The organism is Xanthomonas sp. NCPPB 2586 (genome assembly GCF_041475775.2).
GTDB classification, from domain to species: Bacteria; Pseudomonadota; Gammaproteobacteria; order Xanthomonadales; family Xanthomonadaceae; genus Xanthomonas; species Xanthomonas campestris.
This window is the reverse complement of sequence record NZ_CM192981.1, coordinates 3,378,982-3,400,156: the sequence shown is the minus strand read 5'-3', so window position 1 is coordinate 3,400,156 and position 21,175 is coordinate 3,378,982. Positions and strand designations below refer to the sequence as shown.

The window sequence follows — 21,175 nt, the reverse complement described above, 5'->3', positions numbered from 1 at the left end:
CGACTCAATCGCGCGGATACACCGCTGCGATGGTGCAGCTCTGGCGCAGGCGGGCGAGCATCCCGCCGCGGCTGGTGGCGAACTCGCCTTGCTGGCCGGAGCCGGCCGCCGCGCCGGCCAGGCTGAGCTCGTCGAGCACGGTCACCTTGTCGCCTGGATTGCCGCAGATGGTATTGATGCCCATGCCGGAAACAAACTGGATGGGCGGCGCGCCGCTGAGCTCACGGCAACTGTCCAGGAGCTCCACACGGTAGTACCGGTGTGTGCCGGGATGGCGCGCGGAGACTTCGACCAGCAGGCCATCGGGGTCCTCCGACCACGAGCGCAGCATGCTGGGATTGAAACAATAGCTGGAAGAACCGGCGAAGTTGCGGCGGCGGCTCTGCCGGACGGTCACCGGATCCAGCGTGGCGGTGCCATCGGTTGCGCGGTAACGCGCGATGCTGGCGTATGTCCGTGCATCGATCGGTTCCACCTGGGTAATGGCGCAGCGCTGCGTGCCGGTGCCCACAAACGCGGCCGCGCCGTTGCAGACCCAGCCATGCGCAGCCAGTAACGACGCGCCGGTCTGGTTGGCAATGTCGGGGCAGTCCTCGGCCAGGCGCAGGCGGAACAGGCGGCCTTGCTGGCCGGTCACCGCCAACGTGCGGGCATCGGCCTGCTGCAGTTCGGCCACCTGGCGTGCATCCAGGCAAGTGGCGTCGGGCGCAGCCGGGCGCATCTCATCGGCGCGCGATGGCGACGCGGCGGCGTACAACGCGGCACACAACAGGGCGAGCAATCGTTGGCGCATCACGCACATCCTTGGCAATGAGGTAGCTGCATCATCACCGCGCGGCGCCGGTGTGGCAATCACGACTGCAGCGTTGGTTGGGAAGGAGAACGGTGGCGTATTTAGCGGTCTGGAGGCACGGCGAAGCGTGCGTGCGCCGCTGCGCATCCGCTGCCTGACCACCACGTGGGAGCGTGCTGCTTGGCGCATGCGGTGGCGCGCTGTGCAGAGTCAGGTTGGATCGTTCGCGGCGGCCAAGCCGGCGTTGAGCGCGGCGACCGTGGCAGTGATCGCGGCCTTGAGCTGCAGGGTGGCACGCGCAACGACTTAGAGCAGCTATCAAAACGACTGCGCAGCCGCCAGGCGGGCGCAGCCGGTGCTCGGAATCGGCATGTACCCACGTACATTCCGGTTCCTCCGCGCCGTCCGCACCCACCTGACGACTGCTCGCTACGTTTTGTTAGCCGCTCTTACTGAAGTTCCAACCATTCGGTTGGTCGGACGGCACGCCGCTTGTGCGTCATCGGGGCAGTCGATAAGCCGCTCACTGCCGTAGGCGAGGTCACCGCCACGCCGCTCGGTGTGCTCTGCTGCAACTTCGTCGAAGGCGACTACCTGCGCACCCGGACCGACGTCGCTTCGGTCATGCCGTGCGTCGCTTCGGTACGGCGAAGGTCGACGTATCCCTGCGATTCTCACCGGCCATTGCCCGCGCTACGGCGCTTCCGGCGGATCCGAATCCAGCACCTGCAGTTTGCCGCCAGTGGTCTCCGGCAGGATGTGTTGATCGGTGGCCACCAGCACCACGCCCGGCGTCAGCAGCGGCAGCAGGTTGGCGAGAAACGCCGGCGGCACCTGCAGCCGCGCGATGGTGTTCGCATCCAGCGCCTGCCCAGCGGCCGCCGCGCTGCCGGGAATGCCGATGCGCATCCAGTTGGGCATGCGCACGCCGGGCAGCCCAGGCACCTCGCCGGGCAAGAAGCCCTGGCCAACGATGAAGGCCTGCGTGCCCAGGGGCGCGGCATCGGCAGCTGCGTGCAGCACCGCGCGGGCGCGGCCGATTTCCACCCCGTTGCGATACACCGCCAGTTGCTGGTCGCTGCTGCTGACCAGCATCGAGATCGGGCCGGTGGGTGCGAGCTCGGGCTGCCAGGCATAGGTCTGCCCGCTGGGCAGCGGCAACAGCGGGCGCTGCGCACCGGTGGAGGGGTCGATCGGGCTGAGCGCGCGCGGGTGCACCACCGCATCGGCATCCACGCCGGCCTGCGCCACAACCACCACCATGCCCATGTTGGAGTTGTCGAACAGCAGGCGGGCGAACTCGGACGGCAGATGCACGCAGCCATGCGATTCCGGATAGCCGGGCAGGCCGCCGGCATGCAGCGCCACGCCATCCCAGGTGAGCCGCTGCTGGTAGGGCATCGGCGCGGCGTTGTAGATGCTGGAACGGTGGTCCTTGTCCTTTTGCAGGATGGTGAATACGCCGGTAGGCGTCTCGTGCCCGGGCTTGCCGGAGCTGATGGTGGACACGCCGATCAGGATGCCGTTGCGATACGCATAGGCGCGTTGCTCGGTGAGGCTGACGATCACTGCCATCGGCCCCCAGCCCTTGCTCACGCCGCCCCAGATCCATTCACCGGGCTTGAGCTGGTCCGGCGGGGTTTCGGCAGGGCTGGATTGGCGCGCGCCCCAGAACGGCACCGCAGCTGCCTGGTCGCAGAACAGCAGTGCACACAACAGCAGGGCAGGGAGCAGGCGGCGCATGGGCATTCCCGAAAATCATGTCGCACGATCCTAGCCGGGCTGCGCGTGTGCGTCATGTTCGCGCAGCTTGTGGTGGCGCGGTAGGCGATGCGCTGTTGGTTGCTGATGCCGGTCCGAAGACGACGGTTGAAGGGCGCGGGAGCCAGCTGCGGTCTGCCATGCGCTGTCGGTGTCCACTGTGCGCGTTGCGACGCAGCGTGTGCAGGTTGGGCGTGGCACCGGCGTTGCCGCTCGGTGTTGTCGTGCATGTGCAACGGCATCTGCGCGCGATCAGCGCTATCGCAGTCATCTGTGTCGATGAGCCACGTGCGTGTGTGCTTGTGACTTGCTGCGTTTGTTTGCAGCGGCAACACTCGGCTGCGGCTGCTCAAAGAAAAAACGCCGCTACCCGATCACCACTCGTGGCGACCGGGCAGCGGTGCGGTTACGCCGGCAGTGCCGGGTAGTCGGTGTAGCCTTCGGCGCCGCCGCCGTACAGCGTGGCCTGGTTCGGTTCCGCCAGCGGCGCGTCCTCGCGCAGGCGGCGTACCAGGTCCGGGTTGGCAATGTAGGCACGGCCGAAGGAGACCGCATCGGTGTCGCCACGGCTGATCGCCTGTTCGGCCATCGCCTTGTCATAGCCGTTATTGCTGATCCATGCGCCATCGAACTTGGCCCGCAGTGCGGTGTAGTCGAAGGCGATGTTGTCGCGCGGGCCGCCGGTGGCGCCTTCGATCACGTGCACGAAAGCCAGCCCGCCGATCAGGTTCAGCCGCTCCACCGCGCGCTCGAACAAGGCCTGCGGGTCGGAGTCGTGCATGTCATACACCGGCGTCACCGGCGAGAGCCGCACACCGGTGCGCTCGGCGCCGATCTCGTCGGCAATGGCCTGCACCACTTCGGTGAGCAGGCGCGTGCGGTTTTCGATATCGCCGCCGTAGGCATCGGTGCGCTGGTTGGAACCGTCGCGCAGGAACTGGTCGATCAGGTAGCCGTTGGCCGCGTGCACTTCCACGCCGTCGAAGCCGGCGTCGATGGCGTTACGCGCGGCTGCGCGGTAGTCCTCGATCAGCGCGGGAATTTCCTCCAGCGCCAGTGCACGCGGCTCGGAGACATCAGAAAAGCCCTGCGCGGTGAAGGTCTTGCCGGTGGAGCGGATGGCGCTAGGGGCCACCGGCACTTCGCCCGGCGGCAACAGGCTGGTGTGCGAGACGCGGCCCACGTGCCACAGCTGCAGCGCGATCTTGCCGCCCTGCCGGTGCACAGCATCGGTGACCGCGCGCCAGCCTTCGACCTGCGCGGGCGTGTGGATGCCGGGGGTATCCAGGTAGCCTTGACCGAGCGGGCTGATCTGGGTGCCTTCGGCGATGATCAGGCCGGCAGTGGCGCGCTGGGCGTAGTACTCCACCGCCAGCGGCGACGGCACTGCGCCAGCAACGGCGCGGTTGCGCGTCAGCGGCGCCATGATCACGCGGTTGGATAGATCCAGCGCGCCCAGGCGCACCGGCGAAAACAACGGGGAAGGAGTGGAAGTGGACATCGGTCGCCAGGTTGAAGGAGAAAATGCGTACGTCGCGATCTTGCCAATGACGTAGGCCTCCCAGCGATGGTGGCGGACTGATCTGTATTCGAGGCTGCATCGATGGGACAGTGCGTCTTTTGTAACGTGTTTCAGCGCATTCTGTGATGTGTCACGAGGCGTGTGCTGAACCAAGGCGACGGCGCGCCTTTCGCCAGATGCTGCATTGCACAATAATGGGCGGCTCGCCATTGTGGACCCGGGCATGTCTTCCAACGATGCTTCAACGCCGCGCGTGCCTCGCCGCGACTACGTGCTGATCCTGCTGGCACTGGCGATGGGCGGGTTTGCCATCGGCATCAGTGAGTTCTCCACGATGGGCCTGATGACGCAGATTGCGAATGGGCTGCAGATCAGCGAGCCGCAGGTGGGGCATGTGATCAGCGCGTACGCACTGGGCGTGGTGGTGGGCGCGCCGCTGCTGGCGATCCTGGGCGCGCGCTGGCCGCGACGCACCTTGTTGCTGCTGCTGATGGTGTTCTATGCGCTGGGCAACCTGGCCAGCGCGTTGGCGCCGAGTTACCACACCATGTTGCTATGCCGCTTCATTGCCGGCCTGCCGCATGGGGCGTATTTCGGTGTGGCCTCGTTGGTGGCGGCGTCGATCAGCCCGCCCAACCAGCGCGCCACTGCGGTGGGGCGTGTGTTGCTGGGCCTGAGCGTGGCGCTGCTGGTCGGCAACCCGTTGGCCACCTGGCTTGGCCAGAGCCTGAGCTGGCGTTGGGCGTATGCGGCGGTGTCGGTGATTGCGTTGGGCACGGTCGCTGCAGTTGCGGTGTTGCTGCCGCCGGCACCGGACGAACCGCGCCAACAACCCCTGCGCGAGATGCGCGCGTTCAATCAGCCGCAGGTGTGGTTTGCGCTGGCAATTGGCGCAGTAGGTTTTTCCGGCATGTTCTGCGTCTTCAGTTATCTGGCGCCCACGCTCACCGCCGTGACCGGTGTGGCGCCTGCGCGCATTCCGCTGGCCATGGCGGCCTTCGGCGTGGGCGGCGTGCTCGGCAGCATTCTTGGCGGGTGGTTGTTCGACCGCATGCAGTTCCGCGCGGTGCCGGTGTTGCTGGTGTGGTCGATCGTGGTGATGTTGACCTTCCCGTTGGCGGCGTTGTCGAGCAGTTGGGTGTTCGTGTCAATCGTGGCGGTCGGCACCATGGGCGCACTCGCGCCGGCCCTGCAGACCCGGTTGATGGACGTGGCCGCAGAAGCGCAAACCCTGGCCGCCGCGTCCAATCATGCCGCGTTCAACACCGCCAACGCCTTGGGGCCGTGGCTGGGGGGCATGGCGATCACGGCGGGGTGGGGCTGGACCTCCACCGGCTATGTCGGTGCGGCCACCGCACTGGGCGGCTTGTTGGTCTACAGCTGCGCGGTGTGGCAGGAACGTCGCCAGCGCGCGCTGGCAGCCAGCTACTAAGAGCGTCTAACAAAACCTGGCGGCTGCGCAGTAGTTTTGATAGCTGCTCTAAGTCGCAGCGGCACTGCATGCGATATGGCGCCGCAGTTGCAAGCGTGCGCTTGCAGCGCTGCACGGCTAGCTCACGGCACGCTGCCGAGACTGCTGCTTTCCAACACAGTGAGCGTGCCGCGGTGACCACTCCAACTCCACCACCCTGGACGCGTGCAGCGCCCAAGCGTCGTACCGGCAGCACGCCGTTGAGCGATGCACAGAAGGCTGCAGCCAAGGCGCGCGCCGATGCGGCGGGGCGGCGCTATCCGAATCTGGTCGACAACATGTGGGCCAGCAAATTGCCCAAGGACGGCTGATGCATATCACTTCAGTCCAGGCCGCTTGCATTGAATGAATCGATGTTCATGGCAGGCACGGCCGCGTGAGGACAGCGGGGCAATCACTCACACACGGCTTATGGCGGCAAGACCAGGATGAGGCCGCACACAGCGACACCGCAGTGACACGGAATGATTGAAACCCCTTTCTTCCGCCGCAGCGCATGACAGTAACGAGCGTGCGCAGCGCTGGACCACCTGCAACACAGGAGTGACATATGAGCATCCAGAGCAAGACCGAGCATAGCCTCAACGACCTGATCGCCATTTCCCGCGACGGCAAGGACTTCTACGAAGAAGCCGCAAGCAAGGTGGGCGATGCCGAACTGGCAACGCTGTTCCGCCGCATTGCAGGCGTGAAGTCCGACATCGTCAGCAACCTGAGCAGCGTGGTTGCGTCGGTTGGCGGCAAGCCGGAAACCCACGGCACCATGGTCGGCAGCATGCAGCAGTTCTACGGCAAGGTGCGCGCCACGCTGGGCGACACCAAGTACGGCTACGTGGCCGAGCTGGAAGAGTCCGAAGACCGCCTGCTGAAGGCGTTCGACGAAACCATCGCCGACCAGGACACCCCGGCTGCCGCACGCGACGCCGCGCTGCGCCTGCTGCCGGAAGTGCGCGCCTGCCATGACGTCATGCGCAATCGCAAGCACGCGATGAAGAGCGCTGCGTAACACGACAGCGTGACCGGATGCACCGCATGGTGCAGCTTCGGGAAGTCAACGATAGAGGCGGAAACGGGTAGCGCGAGCTGCCCGTTTCTTTTTGTGTGGGTGCTGGCGAGTTGTCCTGAGTTGTTGCGTGGTACGAGCAGTGCTACGGGCATGTGTCGCGTATGGCCGGCAGCACTTTGTCGATGCGCAGCGCGCACGTCGCTCGCCTTGGGTGACGCAGGCGATGTGGCACGTCGCGTCATCTACGTTGCGCGTGTCGATGCGTTGACGACCCCAGTCACCCAGCATCAGCGCTGTCATCAGCAAGCACCAACACGCCCTGTGTTCTGCAGCGTGAGCGGTTCTGCTAGTATCCGCCGCCCTTGTTCAGGCAGGCCGGCGCCCGCGGTCGTGGATTGATCCCATGCAGCAGCAGTTCCTGTACCTGTCCTCCGCCGAAGCGCAGCTGTCGCTGGGCCTGGGCGAAGAAAAGACCACCGAGCGCCTGTTTTTTGCGGTGATGACCGATGCCGCCACTGCCAAGCATGCCGCACAGATCGGCAGTGCGCTGCTGCAGGCCGGGCTGGTCGAAGGCAAGCCGCTGGCGCCGGAGCGCTTGCATGTCACCTTGCATCATCTGGGCGATTACGCCGGCGGCCTGCCACCATCGCTGGTGGCGCGTGCCAGCCAGGCCGCCGAACGCGTGGCGCAGCAAGCGTTCGAGGTGGAGTTCGACCGCGTGGGCACATTCGGTGGACGCCGCTCACAACTACCGTGCGTATTGCGTGGCGAAGAGCAGGTGCGCGGGCTGTACGACCTGCAAGGCGCGCTGGGCCGGCAAGTGGCGCACGTGGGCATTGCCGGCGATGCGCAATACACCCCGCACATGACCTTGCTCTACTGCAATCAGTCCCTGCCGCAACGCCGCTGCGACCCGTTGCGCTGGACCGTCACCGACTTCGCCCTGGTGCGCAGCTTTCTTGGCCAGTCGCGTTACCAGATCGAAGGGCGCTGGTCACTGCGCTGATGTGCACGCCGGCATCAACGCGTTAGCCTGCGCGCATGGACTCCACACCGCTTCCGTTATCGCCTGACCATCTGGCCGCGCTGGAACAGGCCTATGCCACGCCGCCGCGCGCCTACCACCACTTCGGCCACGTGCGGGCCGTGCTGCAGCATTACGCCGAAGTTGCGGCAGGGCCAGGATGGCAGCAGCCGGTGGAAGTGTGGCTGGCGGTGCTGTTCCACGATGCGGTGTACGTGCCCGGCCGCAGCGACAACGAAGCCCGCTCGGCGGACTGGGCGCTGGCCTGTATTCCGCAATGGTGGCCGCAGGCGCCGGTGGACCTGGCCCGGGTCCAGGCGCTGATCCTGCTCACCGCCCGGCACGGCCAGCTGCAGCCGCAGGACGTGGATGCCGACGCGGCGCTGTTCCTGGATTGCGATATGGCCATTCTTGCTGCGCCGGCCGAGGTGTTCGACGCCTACGACCGCGGAATTGCCGAGGAATACCGTGGGGTGGTGCCCAGCCTGCTGTTCCGGCTCAACCGCGGCCGTTTCCTGGCCGGGCTGCTCAAGCGCCCGCGCATCTTCCTCAGCGATGACTTCCACGCGCGCTGCGATGCCGCCGCGCGGGCCAACCTGCGCCGGCGGCTGGGCCGCTAGGCCACGCGCAGCGATCAACACGATTGCGCAGCCTCCGGGCGGACGCGGGCTGCACTCAAAATCCTCACTCCCCCGCATGCTTCGCTTCCGCCGCGCTGTGCGCACCTGCCTGACGATTACTCGCTCCGTTGAATGAGCGTTCCAAGGCCCAGTCAGCGTGCGCGGTACACTTGCCACATGCACGACGGCGCTTCTTCTCACCACGATCCACGCCCGCAGCCGCCGCAACCGCCGGGCCCCAACGAGTGCTGCGAGAGCGGTTGCCCCCTGTGCGTGCATGACCTGTACGCCGAGGAGCTGGCGCGTTACCGCGCCGCGCTGGCCGCCTGGCAAGCACGCCAGCCTGCGGCTGCGCCGTGAGCGAAGCAACGCGCTTCGCGGCAGCACGTGGAACGATTATCTTTGGCCCACTCTTCCCGATGGTGCGACATGCGACGACTTGAGATGTGGAGCGCGCTTTGCGGCGCGGCGGCAGTGGCGCTCTCCGGCATGGCCGCCGCACAGGCACCGCAGGCGGCCAGCCACGGGCGTTTCGAGCAGATTCCGGTGCTGATGCCCAAGGGCGAGCCACAACGCGTGGTGATCTGGCTGGCCGGCAACGGCAATACGGCCACCCGTAAGGCCCAGGCCGAAGCGCTGCGTGCCGACGGTGCGATGGTGGCGCTGGTGGACACCGCACATCTGTATGGCGTGGTGCACAAGGATGGTGGTGCCTGCGCGTTCTCGGTGGGCGATGTGGAGAATTTCTCGCGCTACCTGCAGGCCTTCTATCACATCCCCACCTATCGGCTGCCGCTGCTGGTGGGCGATGGCGAAGGCGCCGCGCTGGCCTACGCGATCGCTGCGCAGGCCAAGCCGCACACGCTCGCCGGCGTGCTGACCGACGGCCTGTGCCCGGCGGCGGTGTCGGATCAGGCGATCTGCCAGCCGGGCGTGCGCCCGGGCAGCAACAGCCTGGTGCCGGCGCCGTTGCAGATTCCGTGGGTGCTTGCCAGCAGCCAGGGCACGCGTTGCCCGTCCGCTGCTGAAGACGCCTTCCTCAAGCAGATTCCGCAGGCCCAGACATTCCGGCGCTCCAAGCAGGGCGATATTTTGCCAGGGCTACGCGCAGCGGCGCGCTCGCTGGGCGAGCAGAAAGGCGTGGCCTTGCCGCCACCGCCGGGTGGCCTGGAAGACCTGCCCGTGGTCGAATTGCCGGCCAGGGGTGATGGCGACAACGACGACGACACCTTCGCCATCTTCGTCTCCGGTGACGGCGGCTGGGCGGGGCTGGACGAGGAGGTTGCCGATGCGCTGGTGGCGCAGGGCATTCCGGTGGTCGGACTGGATTCGCTGCGCTACTTCTGGAGCGAACGCACGCCGCAAGGATTCGCCACCGACCTGGACCGCATCGCGCGGTTCTATGCGCAGCGTTGGCAGCGCCGGCGGGTGGTGCTGATCGGCTTCTCGCAAGGTGCCGACGTGCTGCCGGCGGCCATCAACAAGCTGCCCGCACCCACCAAGCAAAACCTGCGCATGACCGCGCTGTTGTCGGTTGGCAAGCTGGCCGACTACGAGTTCCATGTCAGCAACTGGCTGGGGTCGGACGACGACGGCTTGCCGATCGCCCCGGAAGTGCAGCGCCTGCCGCCTGGCATCACCGTGTGCATTTACGGCCAGGACGATGAAGACGCGCTGTGCCCAAGCCTGCCGGCGGAGACGGCCAAGCGCGTCGTGCTGCCGGGCGATCATCACTTCAAGGGCGATTACGCGACTTTGGCGAAGGTGATCATGGAACAGCTGCACGCGCTGTCGAAACCGTAACGAGCAGGGCAGCGCACCGCGTGATCGCACGCGGTGCGCGGGTCAGTTATCGCGTCAGTCCTGCCGGCCCGGGTCTACCGAGATCAGCCGAGTGACATCCAGCAGCGCGGCGGGCAGATGCATGCCGCCGGGCGCGACCAGATAGCGTGGGCGCCAGGTCGGTGCGAACTTGGATTTGAAGCGGCGCAGCCCGCTGAAGCCATAGAAGCGTTCGCCATGCCGCGCCACCAAGCTGGCGAAGCGATTCCAGCGGCCAGCCAGCCGATGCTCGGCCAGGCCCGACAGCGGTGCCATGCCCAGCGAGAAGCGCGTGTAGCCGTTGGCATGGCCCCACAGGAACAGCTCGATAAACAGGAAATCCATGGTGCCCTTGGGTGCCTGCGCGCTGTGCCGCATCAGGTCCACCGACAACTCGCCGCCGGCAGGCGCGCACCACACATTGGCGAACGCCACGATCTTGCCCTCCGCCTCGGCAACCGCCATCGGAAACCGGCGCAGGTAGTCCGGGTCGAAACTACCCAGCGAGAAGCCTTTCTCTTCGCCGGCCTTTTCGTCCAGCCATTGCTCGGAGACCTCGCCCAGCTCTGCCATCACCGCATCCACCTGCTCGGGCTGCAGCATGCGGAAGCTCAGGCCGCCGCGCTTGCCGCGGTTCCAGGCCTGGCGCAGGTCGGCGCGGTCGCGGCCTTCCAGGGTGAAGCCCTCCAGCGGCACGATCGCTTCTTCGCCCAGCTTGACCAGGGTCAGGCCCATGTCCAGATAGGTCTGCCAGTATTTCTCGCCCACCTGGTAGAACACCGGGCGCAGGCCCATGTGGTCGGCTTCCTCGCGGAAGCGCCAGATCAGCGCACGCGCCACCTCCGGCGGCCCGACCGGGTCGCCCATCGAGATCAGCGAGCCGCCGTAGCGCTGCATCATCACAAAGCCCAGGCCCTTCTCATCACGCAGGAACGCCTTGTCGCCGGTGAGCGCCAGGCAGGCCTGGGTGTCGGCGCTGCTGGCCAGCACCGGTGCCAGGGCCTGCAAGGCTTGCGCATCGGCTGGCGGCATTGGCCGGCGACCGCCGCGCAATAGGCGTGCGGTGCCGAACAGGATCACGCCCACGCACAGGATCAGCAGCGCACGCAGCGCACGCGGCGCATTGGCCGAGGTGGCGAACTGCCACCACAGGTCGTTGCTGTATTCGACATGGCTGTAGACGAAGAACAACAGCCAGAACGTGGCCACCAGCACCAGCCCCAGATTGCTCAGCCAGCGCCACGACCAGGCTTCGTCCAGCAGCGCGCCCTGGCGATAGAACTCCCGGCGTGCCGCCCACAAGGCCACTGCGGCCAGTGCGGCCGACAGCGACACCGAGATATGGCTACCGCGCAGCAGCGACAGCGGCGGCAGCAACACGCACACGCCCAGTGCCAGCACCCAGGCCGAATGGCTGCGGCGTTGCAGGCCCTGGCCGATCAGCAACAGCAGCATGCCGCCCAGGTTGACCAGCAGGTGCGAGGTCTCGATCAGCGGCAGCGGCGCCACCTCCTGACGTGCGCGTGGCGTGGGCAGGGTGCCGTCGATCACCAGCGCCGCACCTACCGCGAACACCGCCAAGGCCAGGATCTGCGGCAGCCACGGCCGCAAGGTCTTCCACACCGTGCGTGCGGTGCTGGCACTGGCGCGCACCGGTGCACGCAGGCCGGTGGCCGCGGCCATGGCCACCGAAATCAGCAACGGCACGATGTAATACGTGACCCGGTACGCCAGCGCGGCCGCCAGCACCGCCGCCGGGGTGACATGCGGCAGCAGCTTGAGCAGGCTCCACTCGAACACGCCCAGGCCGGCCGGCACGGTGGAGATCAGCCCGGCCACCACCGCCACTAGCCAGATGCCGATGAAGCCGAAGTAGCCGGTGCCCGGATCGGGCGGCAGCAGCACGTAGAACGCCGCCGCGGCCAGGCCCAGTTCGACCACGCTGAGCGCGGTCACGCCCAGCACGGTGGTGCGGTCGGGCAGCCAGAAGCGATGGCTGCGGATGCCGAATTCGCGCCCGTGCCTGCCCACCAATACCAGCATCGCCACGTAGCCCACCAGCAAGGCGATGCCGGCGATGCGGATGCCTTCGGCGGCGATCGGCAGTGCACGTGCGGCCGCTTCGGGTTCCAGCATCAGCGCAATGCCGAGCAGCACCCAGGCGCCGAAGATGAAGCCCAGCGTGCTCATCAGCACCACCTGGCCGATCTCGGCCAGGGTCAGCCCCACGCTGCCGTAGCCGCGCAAGCGCACCGCGCCGCCGGTGAGTGCCGCAAAGCCCAGTGTCTGGCCCACCGCGTGCGCCATGAAGGCGGTGATGCCCACCCGCGCCGGATGCAGGCGCTTGCCGGTGCGCTTGAGGCCCACCCAGTCAAAGCCCACCAGGCACGCATAGCTGCTCAGGCCAAGCAGCAAGGTGAGCGCGATCTGGCCGGCGCCGAGTGCGCGGAACGCCTGCCGGATCTGGCGGTAGCCGTGATCGGTGAATTGCGAGGACAGCGCGTGCAGCGCCATGGCCAGGATCGCCAGGCTGATGATCACGGGCAGCGCACGGCGCCAGCCGCTGGCGGTCGCTTCGGAAGGCACGGGGGTATCCGTCATGGGGGCAACGGGATCTGCTGAAAGGAGGGGAGTGCGCACGCGCCGCGGAGGCAGCAAGTGCGAAGGATCTGCATGGGCCGGACAACGTGGGAATGCATGCAGCGTGGTCGCGTGGGCGCCGGTGGAGGGTGAACACAGGGTTCGATCGGGCCGACACATTGTCGGCCCTGGACGGCCGCGCGCATCATAGGCCAAACGGGCGCATGCGTGCGGTTGGAACGAAACGATGCAAAGCGATGCAGTGAAGGTGCAGACAGGATGTTGAAACGTGAGGTGGCGCAAGGCAGGGGAGCTGATGCACAGGCCGTGCCAGGCGCGCCGCCGCGCTGGAGCGCGCATGCCGGCAGCACCGCCGCCGTGGTTGGCGTGGCATTCGTCGCGCTGGTGCTGACCCTGCAACTGATGCGAGCCGACCTGGACTGGGTGGGCGCGCAACTGAGCCTGTATCTGCACGGGCCCTACGGGTTGGTGCTGCGCACCGCCTATTGCGTGCTGGCCGCGAGCATGGCGTGGTTGGCGCTGGGCCTGCATGCCGCGCTGATGCCAACTGCGCGCAGCCGCACCGTGCTGGGCTTGTTCTGGGCCGCAGCACTGGGCCTGAGTGCAGTCTCGATCGGCGACAGCTGGATGCCGACGCTGGCGCCGAACGCGGCGTTGATGGTGCATCTGTTGTCCGCGCAGGCCGCGTTTCTATGCGTGATTGCCGGGCTGCTGCTGCAGTCGTGGTATTTCCGCAACGACCCACGCTGGCGCAGCCGCTTCGTGCCGGCCTTCGGCCTGGGCCTGGTGGCGTTTGCGGTCTTGCTGTTCAACGTGAGCGTGCACACCGCGCCACGCGGCATCAGCCAGAAGACCGCCATCGTGCTGATCGTGATCTGGTTGACGCTGGTGGGCAGTTGGCTGGCACGCGCTGCACGTTCATCGCATTCGCGTGACAATGCCCGGGTCAACCAACCGTAGGAAGCCTGAAGATGCTGCAGCGATTCGATACCGGCCCGCGTATGTCCGAAATGACCGTCCATGGCGGCGTGTGCTACCTCGCCGGGCAGATTGCCGACGACACCAGCGAAGACATCACTGGGCAGACCCGTCAGGTGCTGGCCGAGATCGACAAGCTGCTGGCGATGGCCGCCAGCGACAAGACCAAGATCCTGCGTGCGGAAATCTTTCTTGCCGACATCGCCGATTTCGACGGCATGAACAAGGCCTGGGACGAGTGGGTGCCGCACGGCTTCACCCCGGCACGCGCCACCGTGGAAGCCAAGCTGGCGCGCCCGGAGTGGAAGGTGGAGATCGTGATCACCGCAGCAACGAGCTGATTTGCTGATCAATCACTGCGCGCGGTGCTGCGGCATCGCTGCGGGCCGGTCGGCAGCGTGGCTGCCGACTGACCGAGCTGGTCAACCGGCGCAGGTCAGCGCTTGGCGAAGCGGTAATGCGCCACGCCCCATTCGCGGCCTTCGTCATAGCCGAACAGCTCCGCGCAGGCCAGCCAGAACATGCGCCAGCGCTGCCACCAGCGCTGTGCATCCTCGCCGTAGGTCTGCCGCAACAGCGGCATGATCTGTTCGCGGTGCCGGTCCTGGTTTTCCAGCCAGGCATTGGCGGTCTTTTCGTAATGCTCGCCGGACAACACCCAGCGTTGTTCGATCACCACATCCTGCTGAAACTGCAGCAGCGTATCGGCCGCCGGCATCAGCCCGCCGGTGAAGAAGTGCCGCCCCATCCAGTTGTCTTCGCCGGCCACTTCGAACGGGTAGGCCAGGTCGCGGTGGCAGAAGATATGCACGAACAGCTTGCCGCCCGGCGCCAGCCAGCTGCCGATCCGCGACAGCAGCTCGCGGTAGTTGCGCATGTGCTCGAACATTTCCACCGAGACCACGCGATCGAAGCTGTCAGTGGGCAGTGCCAGCGCATTGACGTCGGCGGTGATGACCTGCACGTTGCTCAGCCCGCGCACGCGGCACTGTTCCAGGATGTGCGCGCGCTGCGGCCGCGAATTGGACACCGCGGTGATGCTGGCATTCGGATAGCGCTCGGCCATCCACAAGGTGAGCGAGCCCCAACCGCAGCCCAGCTCCAGGATGCGCTGGCCATCGGCCAGTTCGGCGCGCTCGCCGTACAACGCCAGCATGCGCAGTTCGGCCGCGTCCAGGTCCGGCGTGGTCGCGTCCCAGTAGCAGCTGCTGTATTTCAGGCGCCGCCCCAGGCATAGGGTGAAGAACTGCGGGGGCAGCTCGTAATGCTGGCGATTGGCGGCATCGGTTTCGATCGCGATGGCGCTGCCGCGCAGGCTGTCGATGAAGGTGCGTTGGCGCTCGCCGCTGGCATCGGCGCCATCGCGGCGTTCGTCCAGCAGGCGCTGCGCGCATAGACGGCGGATGCCGTAACGCAACGCGGCATCGGGCAGCACGCCGGATTCGGCCAGGCGGGTGGCAAAGCCTTCTTCGGGATGCGCGGAGGGCGGGATGGTGACAGTGGACATGCGACTCTCCAGGCGAATCAGGACGAAGGGGGAAGCGGGAAAAATGCGCTGGTGCTGCGTTGATACTGGGCGTAGTCCTCGCCACGCGAGCGCAGTGCCTGCTGCTCGGTATAGGGGATGCCGGTAAAGCGATACAGGAACACGAACATCACCACCGGGCCCAGCGCACACAGCGCCAGCAGCCACGGCCCCGCACCGACCGCCAGAGCCAGGTACGCAAACCAATGCACGAATTCGAAGAAGTAATTGGGATGCCGCGAATAGCGCCAGAGCCCGGTGCGACACGTCTTGCCGCGATTGGCCGGGTTGGCCTTGTGCGCAGACAACTGCCGGTCAGCCAGCGCCTCGCCGCCGACGGCGATCAACCACACCACAATCGCCAGGCTGCTCCACATGCTCCATGCCGGGTTCGGGTTGCTGGCCGCGGCCAGGAACGGCACCGAGAACAGCACCACCACCACCGCCTGGGCCAGGAAAAAGCCCAGGAACTTGCGCTGATTGCCGTTCCAGTGCTCACGCAGGGCGCGGTAGCGGCCATCCTCGTGGGGGTCGCCGAACACGCGCACGCCCAGGTGCCAGGCAAGCCGTGCGCCCCACACGCCGCCGAGCACCGCCACCAGCACGCGTGGCAGCAGCGCACCATCGGACATCCACGCGCAGTAAGGCGCAGCAACCGCCAGGCAGCCCGCCCACAACACGTCCACCGGGCCGGCGTTGCCACTGCGGCGTTGCCACAGCCAACCCAACACCATCACCACGGCGGCGAACACGCCGACATGCAGCAGCGGCCAGACAGTCATTGCGGGTCTCCATTGATGGTTTCAAAGGCGGGGCGTGCCAGGCGGCGGGCATACAGCGAGAGCAGGCCGCAGGCCGCGCCCCAGCCAATCGCCAGCGCCAGCAGCGCATTGCGCTGCGGTGCCAGCAATTCGATGGCCTGCCAGCTGCGCTCGGCCAGCCAGTACGACAGCGGCCCGAAGACCGCGCCCAGCACAACCGCCAGCCAGGGGCGCTGCATGACCGTTGCCAGTGAATGATTGAGCGTGAGCGCAAATCCCAGCCAGAGCGCCAGGATCCACGCAGGCGCGAGCACGCTGCCCGGCCACGGCGCGGCGTAGCGCACCCAGTCGCCTGCGGCCAGTGTGGTGTCCAGCAACAGCCCCAGTGCCACGGCGGCCAGCAGCAACTGCCAGTCGCCGGGCGCGCGCCGCGTGGGCCACAGTTGGTAGAGCGCAAACAGCGCCAACGCCAGCAGCGTGGGCCACACCCGCCCACGCGCGGCTGAGCTGACCGCCACCAGCCACAGCACCTGCAAGCCGACGTAGTTGCCCAGCTGCCTCATGCGGCGCTGCTCAACCCGGGCACGAACTGCGGCGGACGTGCGCCGGGCTTGCTCAACCACAGATGCACATCGCCGATCGAGCGTTCCAGAAAACCGGCTTCGCAATAGGCCAGATAGAACTCCCACATGCGGATGAAGCGCTCGTCGTAGCCCAGTGCGCGCACCTGCGGCAGTTGCGCCATGAAGCGCTGCCGCCACGCACGCAGGGTCAGTGCATAGCTGGGGCCGATGTCTTCCAGATTGAACAGGCGCAGATCGCTGGCGCGGCCGATGGCGCCGGTCATCGCCGCCACCGAGGGAATGAAGCTGCCCGGGAAGATGTGCCGCTTGATGAAGTCCACCGAGCGCAACGCCTGCGCATAGCGATGGTCTTCGATGGTGATCGCCTGGATCAGCGCCTCGCCCTCGTCGGTCAGCAGGCTGCCGACCTTGGCGAAGTAGGTGTCCAGGTATTGGTGCCCGATGGCCTCGATCATCTCGATCGACACCACGCGGTCGTAGTGGCCTTCCAGGTCGCGGTAGTCGCGCAGCAGCACCGTCACGCGCTCGCTCAAGCCGGCTGCAGCGATGCGCTGGGTGGCCAGTTCGAACTGTTCGCGCGAGATGGTCGTGGTGGTGACGCGGCAGCCATGTTCGCGTGCGGCATGCAGTGCAAACCCGCCCCAGCCGGTGCCGATTTCCACCACATGGTGCTGCGGGCCAAGACGCAGTTTTTCGCAGATGCGTTCCAGCTTGCGGGTGGCTGCGCGCTCTAGCGCCGCCTCGCCCTGCGCTTCTTCGCCGTCGACGAAGATGGCCGAGGAGTACATCAGGTTGGCATCCAGGAACAACCGGAACAGCGGGTTGCCCAGGTCGTAATGCGCCGCGATGTTGCGCCGGCTGCCGCTGCGCGTATTGCGTGCCAGCGTATGCAGGCTGCGCATGGCCCAGCCGCCCAGGCGGGCGGTGCCGGTCTCCATCGCGTCCAGTCGGTCGCGGTTGCGCAGCAGCAGGCGCATCAGCGTCACCAGATCGTCGCACTGCCAATCGCCATCCATGTAGGCCTCGCCGGCGCCGACACTGCCGTTGAGCGCGGCCTGCCGATAGAAGCGCGGGTCGGTCACCCGCAACTGGGTCTGCAGCGCCTGCGTGCCGCTGGCATTGCCGAGGGTGGTGACGCGATCGGCTTCATGCAGCTGCAGCTGCCCATCGCGCAGGTCGCCCAGTGTGGCCAGCAGCCGCTTGCGCAACAGACGATCGGTCCACGAGGCCGCGCGCGGCGCGGCAGTGTCGGGCAGGGAGGTGGCACTCATGAGCGTTCTCGCACAGGCGGAGTGGGGTGATCGTGGACGGGGTTGCCGCGCAGCCACAGGCGCAGTGCCTGCCAATGGATGGCCAGCACCACCTGCACGGTCATCAAGGGGTAGCCAAGCAGCGTGCGCGCCAGCGTGCCTGCGGTCAGCGGCTGGCGCTGCAGCACCAGCGTGGCGTCGAAGCGGCGCGCCTGCTGCGCAGGGGGTTGCGGCGTGGCGTCGATGGCATCCAGCACATCCATGTGCACGCGCAGGTGTTCGGTGGGCACGCTGAAGCGCCAGTCGTAGTGGTGCTGCATGCCCATGAACGGCGACACGTGGAAGCGTTTATCGAAGCGCCAGGCATGCACATCCCGATGGCTGCGCGCCTGCGCCACCGGCAGCACATAGGTGTGGCGCTGCTGCCAGGGCGTATTGGTGATTTCGGCCACAATCCAGCGCAGCCCGTCGTGGCGGTCGAAGCAGTAGTAGAAGCTGACCGGATTGAATACATGGCCGAAGTAACGCAGGTGCGTGAGCAGGCGGATCGCACCGTCCGGGCGGTCGCCGGTGTGGGCCTGCACGCAGTCGCGCACGGCCTGGTCCAGCGGCACCTGCGGGTCGCCCAGGTAGTCGCTGCGGCGGAACTGCGCCAGATTCGCGCGGCCCACCGACCACAGCCAGCGGCGCGCAAAGACGTGCTCCAGCTCGGCCAGATCCAGATACATCAGGAACAGGCGGTAGCGGAATTGCAGCGGCTTGGGGGCGTAGCGGCGGTGCCGCACCCAGCCGGTATAGATGGCGCTGCGCAACGGGCCGTGCAGCCGTCCGGTACCACCGCCCTCGGTGGGCGGCAGTGGAACGGCATCGGTGATCGCTTCGCGCAGCAGCTGGGTCACCACGGCACTCCCAGTGCATGCGCCACGTCCACGCCGCTGCGCAGGCCATCTTCGTGGAAGCCGAAGCCCCACGCCGCGCCGGCAAACCAGGTGTGCCGCTGGCCCTGGATCTGCGCCTTGCGCGCCTGCGCATCGAGTGCGGCGGCGTTCTGCACCGGGTGGCGGTAGCGCATGCGGCGCAGCACTTTCTCCGGTGCGATGTCCTGGTCGCGATTGAGGCTGACGATGAACGGCTGCGGTGCGTTGATCGACTGCAGCGCGTTCATCCAGTAGCTCACCGTGCACGGCGCCTGCGGGTCGGCCGGCACATGCGCATTCCAGGCCGCCCAGGCGCGGCGGTCGCGCGGCAGCACGCTGGCATCGGTGTGCAGCACGGTGTCGTTGTTCTGGTAGGTGATGGCGCCCAGGATCTGCTGCTCGGCAGGCGTGGCATCGCTGAGCAAGGCCAATGCATCGTCGGCATGGCAGGCGAGTACCACCTCGTCGAAATGCTCGTCGCCGCGCAACGAGGTCACGACCACGCCGTTGCCAGCCCGGCGGACGGCGTGCACCGGCGTGGACAGGCGTTCCTGCACCTGCCAACGCCGCCGCAACGCGCGCACATAGCTCGACGAACCACCGCGCACCACCTGCCACTGCGGCCGTCCGCTGATCTGCAGCATGTGGTGATTGGCCATGAAGCCGATCAACTGGCCCATCGGAAATTCGAGGATGCGTTGCGAGGGCGAGGACCACAGCGCCGAGGCCATCGGCACCAGGTGCTGGTCGCGAAAGGTGTCCGAATAGCCGTGCCGGTGCAGGTACTCGCCCAACGTGCTGAAACGCTCGTCGCTGGTCAGTACCGCAGGCGCCTGCCGGTAAAAACGCCGCAGATTGGCCAGCATGCCCCAGAAGCGTGGGCTGAGCAGGTTGCGGCGCTGGCAGAACAGCCCTCCGAGCGAGCCGGCGTTGTATTCGAGCCCGCTGCGCGCGTCGTGCACCGAAAAACTCATGGTGGTGGACTGCGACGCCACGTCGATTTCGGCAAACAACCGGGTGAGTAAGGGGTAGTGCTGCGGGTTGAACACGATGAAGCCGCTGTCCACCGCGTAACGCTGGCCCTCCAGCTGGATGTCATGCGTGTGCGTGTGGCCGCCGAGATAATCGGCGGCCTCGAACAGCGTCACTTCGTAACGCCGCGACAGCAGCCATGCGGCGCCCAGGCCAGCGATTCCACTGCCGACCACCGCGATCCTGCCACCGCTCATCGCGCCACCCGTCCGGCGCGTCGCGTCAGCATGGCGGGCATCGGTTTGAGATCCCACACCAGGCCCACCCACGACATCACCGTGAGCCCGTACCAGGTCATGTCGTATTCCCACCAACGCACGCCCTGGCGCGCCGAGCCGGGAAAGAAATGATGGTTGTTGTGCCAGCCCTCGCCGAAGGTGAGCAGCGCCAGCAACCAGTTGTTGCGGCTGTCGTCGCGGGTGTCGAAGCGCCGGCTGCCGAAGCGGTGCGCCAGCGAATTGATGGTGAAGGTGGCATGGAACAACGCCACCGTGGACAGCACGAAGCCCCACACCAGCAACTGCGCGCCACTGGTGTGCAGGCCAGGCGCTGCAGCCGCCAGCCAGTCGCCCAGCAGGTACAGGCCCAGTGCCAGCAGCACCGGCATCACGATGTCGAAGCGGTCCAGAAATCGCAGCTCGGTGAAGCGGCGCAGATCCGGAATCACTTCCCAATCGGTGCGGAAATTGCGCGGGGTCAGGAACCAGCCGGTATGGCTCCACCAGAAGCCGTGCTGTGCCGGCGAATGCGGGTCACGGCCGGTGTCGGTATGCCGGTGATGGTTGCGATGGTGTGCGGCCCACCACAGCGGCCCACGTTGCACGCAGGTGGCGGCGATCGCGGCGAACACGAACTGCACCACGCGCGAGGTCTTGAATGCGCGGTGCGAGAAATAGCGGTGATAGAACCCGGTCAGCGCGAACATGCGCAGCGCGTACAGCGCCACGGCCATGCTCACTGCGAACCACGACACACCGACCCAGAACACCGCAAAGCAGGCCAGGTGCAAGGCGATGAACGGCAGCGCACGCAGCCAGTCGATGCGGTCCGCGCGGGCTTCGTCCAGCGGTTCGTCGGTTTGCGAATCCACCCAGCGACGCAGGCTGCCGAACCGCCGGGCCTTGCCCGCGCGCTGTGGCGGGGTGGCGGGGTGGGGCGTGGGTGCGACGCGGGGGTCGAGTCCAGAGCTCGGCACGCATGGTTCTCCGTGGTGGATGGGACCCTTTACGGATGCTGCCGACAAACAGATGCACCAGTCCGCTTGATCGTCGCACGCATCCGGCGTCTACGGTTGGGAACGCAAGCGATTCGCGTGGCGGCGCACACAAAAACATCCGCGCAAAGCGCGTGCGCGCGGACGAGTCTGCTTTGCCAGAAGAAGAAAACGGCTGCACGGCTGCGCGGCAGGCGCTGACGGTGCGCAGGTGCAGCAGCTCGCTCGAACGATGCCGTGCGTGCGCATGGTCCGTGCTGCTGGACGACGGCGCGCGAGGTGTTTGCCAATGACGC

The 21,175-nt window shown here is 66.9% G+C and carries 20 protein-coding genes and 1 other RNA gene; 10 read left to right on the top strand and 11 right to left on the bottom strand.

The genetic code is table 11. The features are described from left to right. Positions 1-4: 4 nt before the first annotated feature. The gene (locus ACCQ09_RS14750) at positions 5-802 is read right to left on the bottom strand and encodes a DUF6491 family protein (protein ID WP_162866391.1); all 798 of its coding nucleotides are present in this window, start codon (positions 800-802) and stop codon (positions 5-7) included. Between the two features lie 361 nt (positions 803-1,163). Between ACCQ09_RS14750 and ACCQ09_RS14745 the strand changes: the two genes are divergently transcribed. After that, a non-coding RNA gene (locus ACCQ09_RS14745) (sX9 sRNA) lies at positions 1,164-1,238 on the top strand. 248 nt (positions 1,239-1,486) lie between these two features. Here the strand turns inward: ACCQ09_RS14745 and ACCQ09_RS14740 are convergent. Further along, the gene (locus ACCQ09_RS14740; RefSeq protein WP_012438851.1) at positions 1,487-2,542 is read right to left on the bottom strand and encodes a L,D-transpeptidase; all 1,056 of its coding nucleotides are present in this window, start codon (positions 2,540-2,542) and stop codon (positions 1,487-1,489) included. Positions 2,543-2,960: 418 nt separating this feature from the next. Next, entirely contained in the window at positions 2,961-4,055 is a 1,095-nt protein-coding gene (locus ACCQ09_RS14735) for an alkene reductase (RefSeq protein WP_040941578.1), read from the bottom strand. Positions 4,056-4,299: 244 nt separating this feature from the next. Here ACCQ09_RS14735 and ACCQ09_RS14730 point away from each other — a divergent pair, with 244 nt between their 5' ends. The 7 genes from ACCQ09_RS14730 to ACCQ09_RS14700 all read left to right on the top strand — a co-directional run bounded on the left by ACCQ09_RS14730 (position 4,300) and on the right by ACCQ09_RS14700 (position 10,000). Further along, a complete protein-coding gene (locus ACCQ09_RS14730; protein WP_228428053.1) occupies positions 4,300-5,508 on the top strand; it encodes an MFS transporter in 1,209 nt (402 codons plus the stop codon). 173 nt (positions 5,509-5,681) lie between these two features. Beyond that, entirely contained in the window at positions 5,682-5,858 is a 177-nt protein-coding gene (locus ACCQ09_RS14725) for a hypothetical protein (RefSeq protein WP_011036510.1), read from the top strand. A 239-nt stretch (positions 5,859-6,097) separates the two neighbouring features. After that, entirely contained in the window at positions 6,098-6,553 is a 456-nt protein-coding gene (locus tag ACCQ09_RS14720; protein ID WP_011036511.1) for a PA2169 family four-helix-bundle protein, read from the top strand. A 403-nt stretch (positions 6,554-6,956) separates the two neighbouring features. Next, positions 6,957-7,559, top strand: a complete 603-nt coding sequence (thpR, locus tag ACCQ09_RS14715) for an RNA 2',3'-cyclic phosphodiesterase (RefSeq protein WP_228428051.1) — start codon at positions 6,957-6,959, stop codon at positions 7,557-7,559. Positions 7,560-7,594: 35 nt separating this feature from the next. Continuing rightward, entirely contained in the window at positions 7,595-8,197 is a 603-nt protein-coding gene (locus ACCQ09_RS14710; RefSeq protein ID WP_040941577.1) for an HD domain-containing protein, read from the top strand. Positions 8,198-8,374: 177 nt separating this feature from the next. Then, positions 8,375-8,557 (top strand): oxidoreductase-like domain-containing protein, encoded by a 183-nt coding sequence (locus tag ACCQ09_RS14705; protein ID WP_012438846.1) that lies wholly within the window; start codon positions 8,375-8,377, stop codon positions 8,555-8,557. Between the two features lie 69 nt (positions 8,558-8,626). Continuing rightward, positions 8,627-10,000, top strand: a complete 1,374-nt coding sequence (locus ACCQ09_RS14700; RefSeq protein WP_040941576.1) for a virulence factor — start codon at positions 8,627-8,629, stop codon at positions 9,998-10,000. Positions 10,001-10,054: 54 nt separating this feature from the next. Here the strand turns inward: ACCQ09_RS14700 and mprF are convergent, their stop codons facing one another. After that, on the bottom strand, positions 10,055-12,619 hold the full coding sequence (gene mprF, locus ACCQ09_RS14695) for a bifunctional lysylphosphatidylglycerol flippase/synthetase MprF (protein WP_228428049.1): 2,565 nt from the start codon (positions 12,617-12,619) through the stop codon (positions 10,055-10,057). Between the two features lie 258 nt (positions 12,620-12,877). Here mprF and ACCQ09_RS14690 point away from each other — a divergent pair, with 258 nt between their 5' ends. Further along, the gene (locus ACCQ09_RS14690; protein ID WP_070692640.1) at positions 12,878-13,579 is read left to right on the top strand and encodes a DUF998 domain-containing protein; all 702 of its coding nucleotides are present in this window, start codon (positions 12,878-12,880) and stop codon (positions 13,577-13,579) included. Between the two features lie 11 nt (positions 13,580-13,590). Then, positions 13,591-13,938 carry a RidA family protein gene (locus ACCQ09_RS14685; protein WP_011036517.1) on the top strand — a complete coding sequence of 116 codons (348 nt, stop codon included), beginning with the start codon at positions 13,591-13,593 and terminating at the stop codon, positions 13,936-13,938. A gap of 95 nt (positions 13,939-14,033) precedes the next feature. Here ACCQ09_RS14685 and ACCQ09_RS14680 read toward each other — a convergent pair whose 3' ends face one another. Genes ACCQ09_RS14680 through ACCQ09_RS14650 form a run of 7 tightly spaced genes read right to left on the bottom strand, consistent with a single transcriptional unit; the run spans position 14,034 to position 20,861 of the window. After that, positions 14,034-15,104, bottom strand: coding sequence for an SAM-dependent methyltransferase (locus tag ACCQ09_RS14680; RefSeq protein WP_011036518.1), 1,071 nt, complete (start codon positions 15,102-15,104; stop codon positions 14,034-14,036). 17 nt (positions 15,105-15,121) lie between these two features. Further along, a complete protein-coding gene (locus ACCQ09_RS14675) occupies positions 15,122-15,904 on the bottom strand; it encodes a DUF1295 domain-containing protein (protein ID WP_228428047.1) in 783 nt (260 codons plus the stop codon). Continuing rightward, positions 15,901-16,446: a DUF2878 domain-containing protein gene (locus ACCQ09_RS14670; RefSeq protein ID WP_228428046.1), complete on the bottom strand. Its 546-nt coding sequence runs from the start codon at positions 16,444-16,446 to the stop codon at positions 15,901-15,903. Before ACCQ09_RS14670 ends, ACCQ09_RS14675 begins: the two co-directional genes overlap by 4 nt. After that, a complete protein-coding gene (locus ACCQ09_RS14665; protein WP_011036521.1) occupies positions 16,443-17,738 on the bottom strand; it encodes an SAM-dependent methyltransferase in 1,296 nt (431 codons plus the stop codon). Before ACCQ09_RS14665 ends, ACCQ09_RS14670 begins: the two co-directional genes overlap by 4 nt. After that, positions 17,735-18,619 carry a DUF1365 domain-containing protein gene (locus ACCQ09_RS14660; protein ID WP_014507203.1) on the bottom strand — a complete coding sequence of 295 codons (885 nt, stop codon included), beginning with the start codon at positions 18,617-18,619 and terminating at the stop codon, positions 17,735-17,737. The genes ACCQ09_RS14665 and ACCQ09_RS14660 overlap by 4 nt, the downstream gene beginning before the upstream one ends. Continuing rightward, positions 18,613-19,863 carry an NAD(P)/FAD-dependent oxidoreductase gene (locus ACCQ09_RS14655; RefSeq protein ID WP_011036523.1) on the bottom strand — a complete coding sequence of 417 codons (1,251 nt, stop codon included), beginning with the start codon at positions 19,861-19,863 and terminating at the stop codon, positions 18,613-18,615. Before ACCQ09_RS14655 ends, ACCQ09_RS14660 begins: the two co-directional genes overlap by 7 nt. Then, on the bottom strand, positions 19,860-20,861 hold the full coding sequence (locus ACCQ09_RS14650) for an acyl-CoA desaturase (RefSeq protein ID WP_012438843.1): 1,002 nt from the start codon (positions 20,859-20,861) through the stop codon (positions 19,860-19,862). Before ACCQ09_RS14650 ends, ACCQ09_RS14655 begins: the two co-directional genes overlap by 4 nt. Positions 20,862-21,175 lie beyond the last annotated feature (314 nt).

Excerpts from the sequence above, each read along its gene's own strand:
- ACCQ09_RS14750 (WP_162866391.1), bottom strand. The coding sequence starts at position 802 with ATGTGCGTGATGCGCCAACGATTGCTCGCCCTGTTGTGTGCCGCGTTG.
- ACCQ09_RS14740 (WP_012438851.1), bottom strand. The coding sequence starts at position 2,542 with ATGCCCATGCGCCGCCTGCTCCCTGCCCTGCTGTTGTGTGCACTGCTG.
- ACCQ09_RS14735 (WP_040941578.1), bottom strand. The coding sequence starts at position 4,055 with ATGTCCACTTCCACTCCTTCCCCGTTGTTTTCGCCGGTGCGCCTGGGC.
- ACCQ09_RS14730 (WP_228428053.1), top strand. The coding sequence starts at position 4,300 with ATGTCTTCCAACGATGCTTCAACGCCGCGCGTGCCTCGCCGCGACTAC.
- ACCQ09_RS14720 (WP_011036511.1), top strand. The coding sequence starts at position 6,098 with ATGAGCATCCAGAGCAAGACCGAGCATAGCCTCAACGACCTGATCGCC.
- thpR (WP_228428051.1), top strand. The coding sequence starts at position 6,957 with ATGCAGCAGCAGTTCCTGTACCTGTCCTCCGCCGAAGCGCAGCTGTCG.
- ACCQ09_RS14710 (WP_040941577.1), top strand. The coding sequence starts at position 7,595 with ATGGACTCCACACCGCTTCCGTTATCGCCTGACCATCTGGCCGCGCTG.
- ACCQ09_RS14705 (WP_012438846.1), top strand. The coding sequence starts at position 8,375 with ATGCACGACGGCGCTTCTTCTCACCACGATCCACGCCCGCAGCCGCCG.
- ACCQ09_RS14700 (WP_040941576.1), top strand. The coding sequence starts at position 8,627 with ATGCGACGACTTGAGATGTGGAGCGCGCTTTGCGGCGCGGCGGCAGTG.
- mprF (WP_228428049.1), bottom strand. The coding sequence starts at position 12,619 with ATGACGGATACCCCCGTGCCTTCCGAAGCGACCGCCAGCGGCTGGCGC.
- ACCQ09_RS14690 (WP_070692640.1), top strand. The coding sequence starts at position 12,878 with ATGTTGAAACGTGAGGTGGCGCAAGGCAGGGGAGCTGATGCACAGGCC.
- ACCQ09_RS14685 (WP_011036517.1), top strand. The coding sequence starts at position 13,591 with ATGCTGCAGCGATTCGATACCGGCCCGCGTATGTCCGAAATGACCGTC.
- ACCQ09_RS14680 (WP_011036518.1), bottom strand. The coding sequence starts at position 15,104 with ATGTCCACTGTCACCATCCCGCCCTCCGCGCATCCCGAAGAAGGCTTT.
- ACCQ09_RS14675 (WP_228428047.1), bottom strand. The coding sequence starts at position 15,904 with ATGACTGTCTGGCCGCTGCTGCATGTCGGCGTGTTCGCCGCCGTGGTG.
- ACCQ09_RS14670 (WP_228428046.1), bottom strand. The coding sequence starts at position 16,446 with ATGAGGCAGCTGGGCAACTACGTCGGCTTGCAGGTGCTGTGGCTGGTG.
- ACCQ09_RS14665 (WP_011036521.1), bottom strand. The coding sequence starts at position 17,738 with ATGAGTGCCACCTCCCTGCCCGACACTGCCGCGCCGCGCGCGGCCTCG.
- ACCQ09_RS14655 (WP_011036523.1), bottom strand. The coding sequence starts at position 19,863 with ATGAGCGGTGGCAGGATCGCGGTGGTCGGCAGTGGAATCGCTGGCCTG.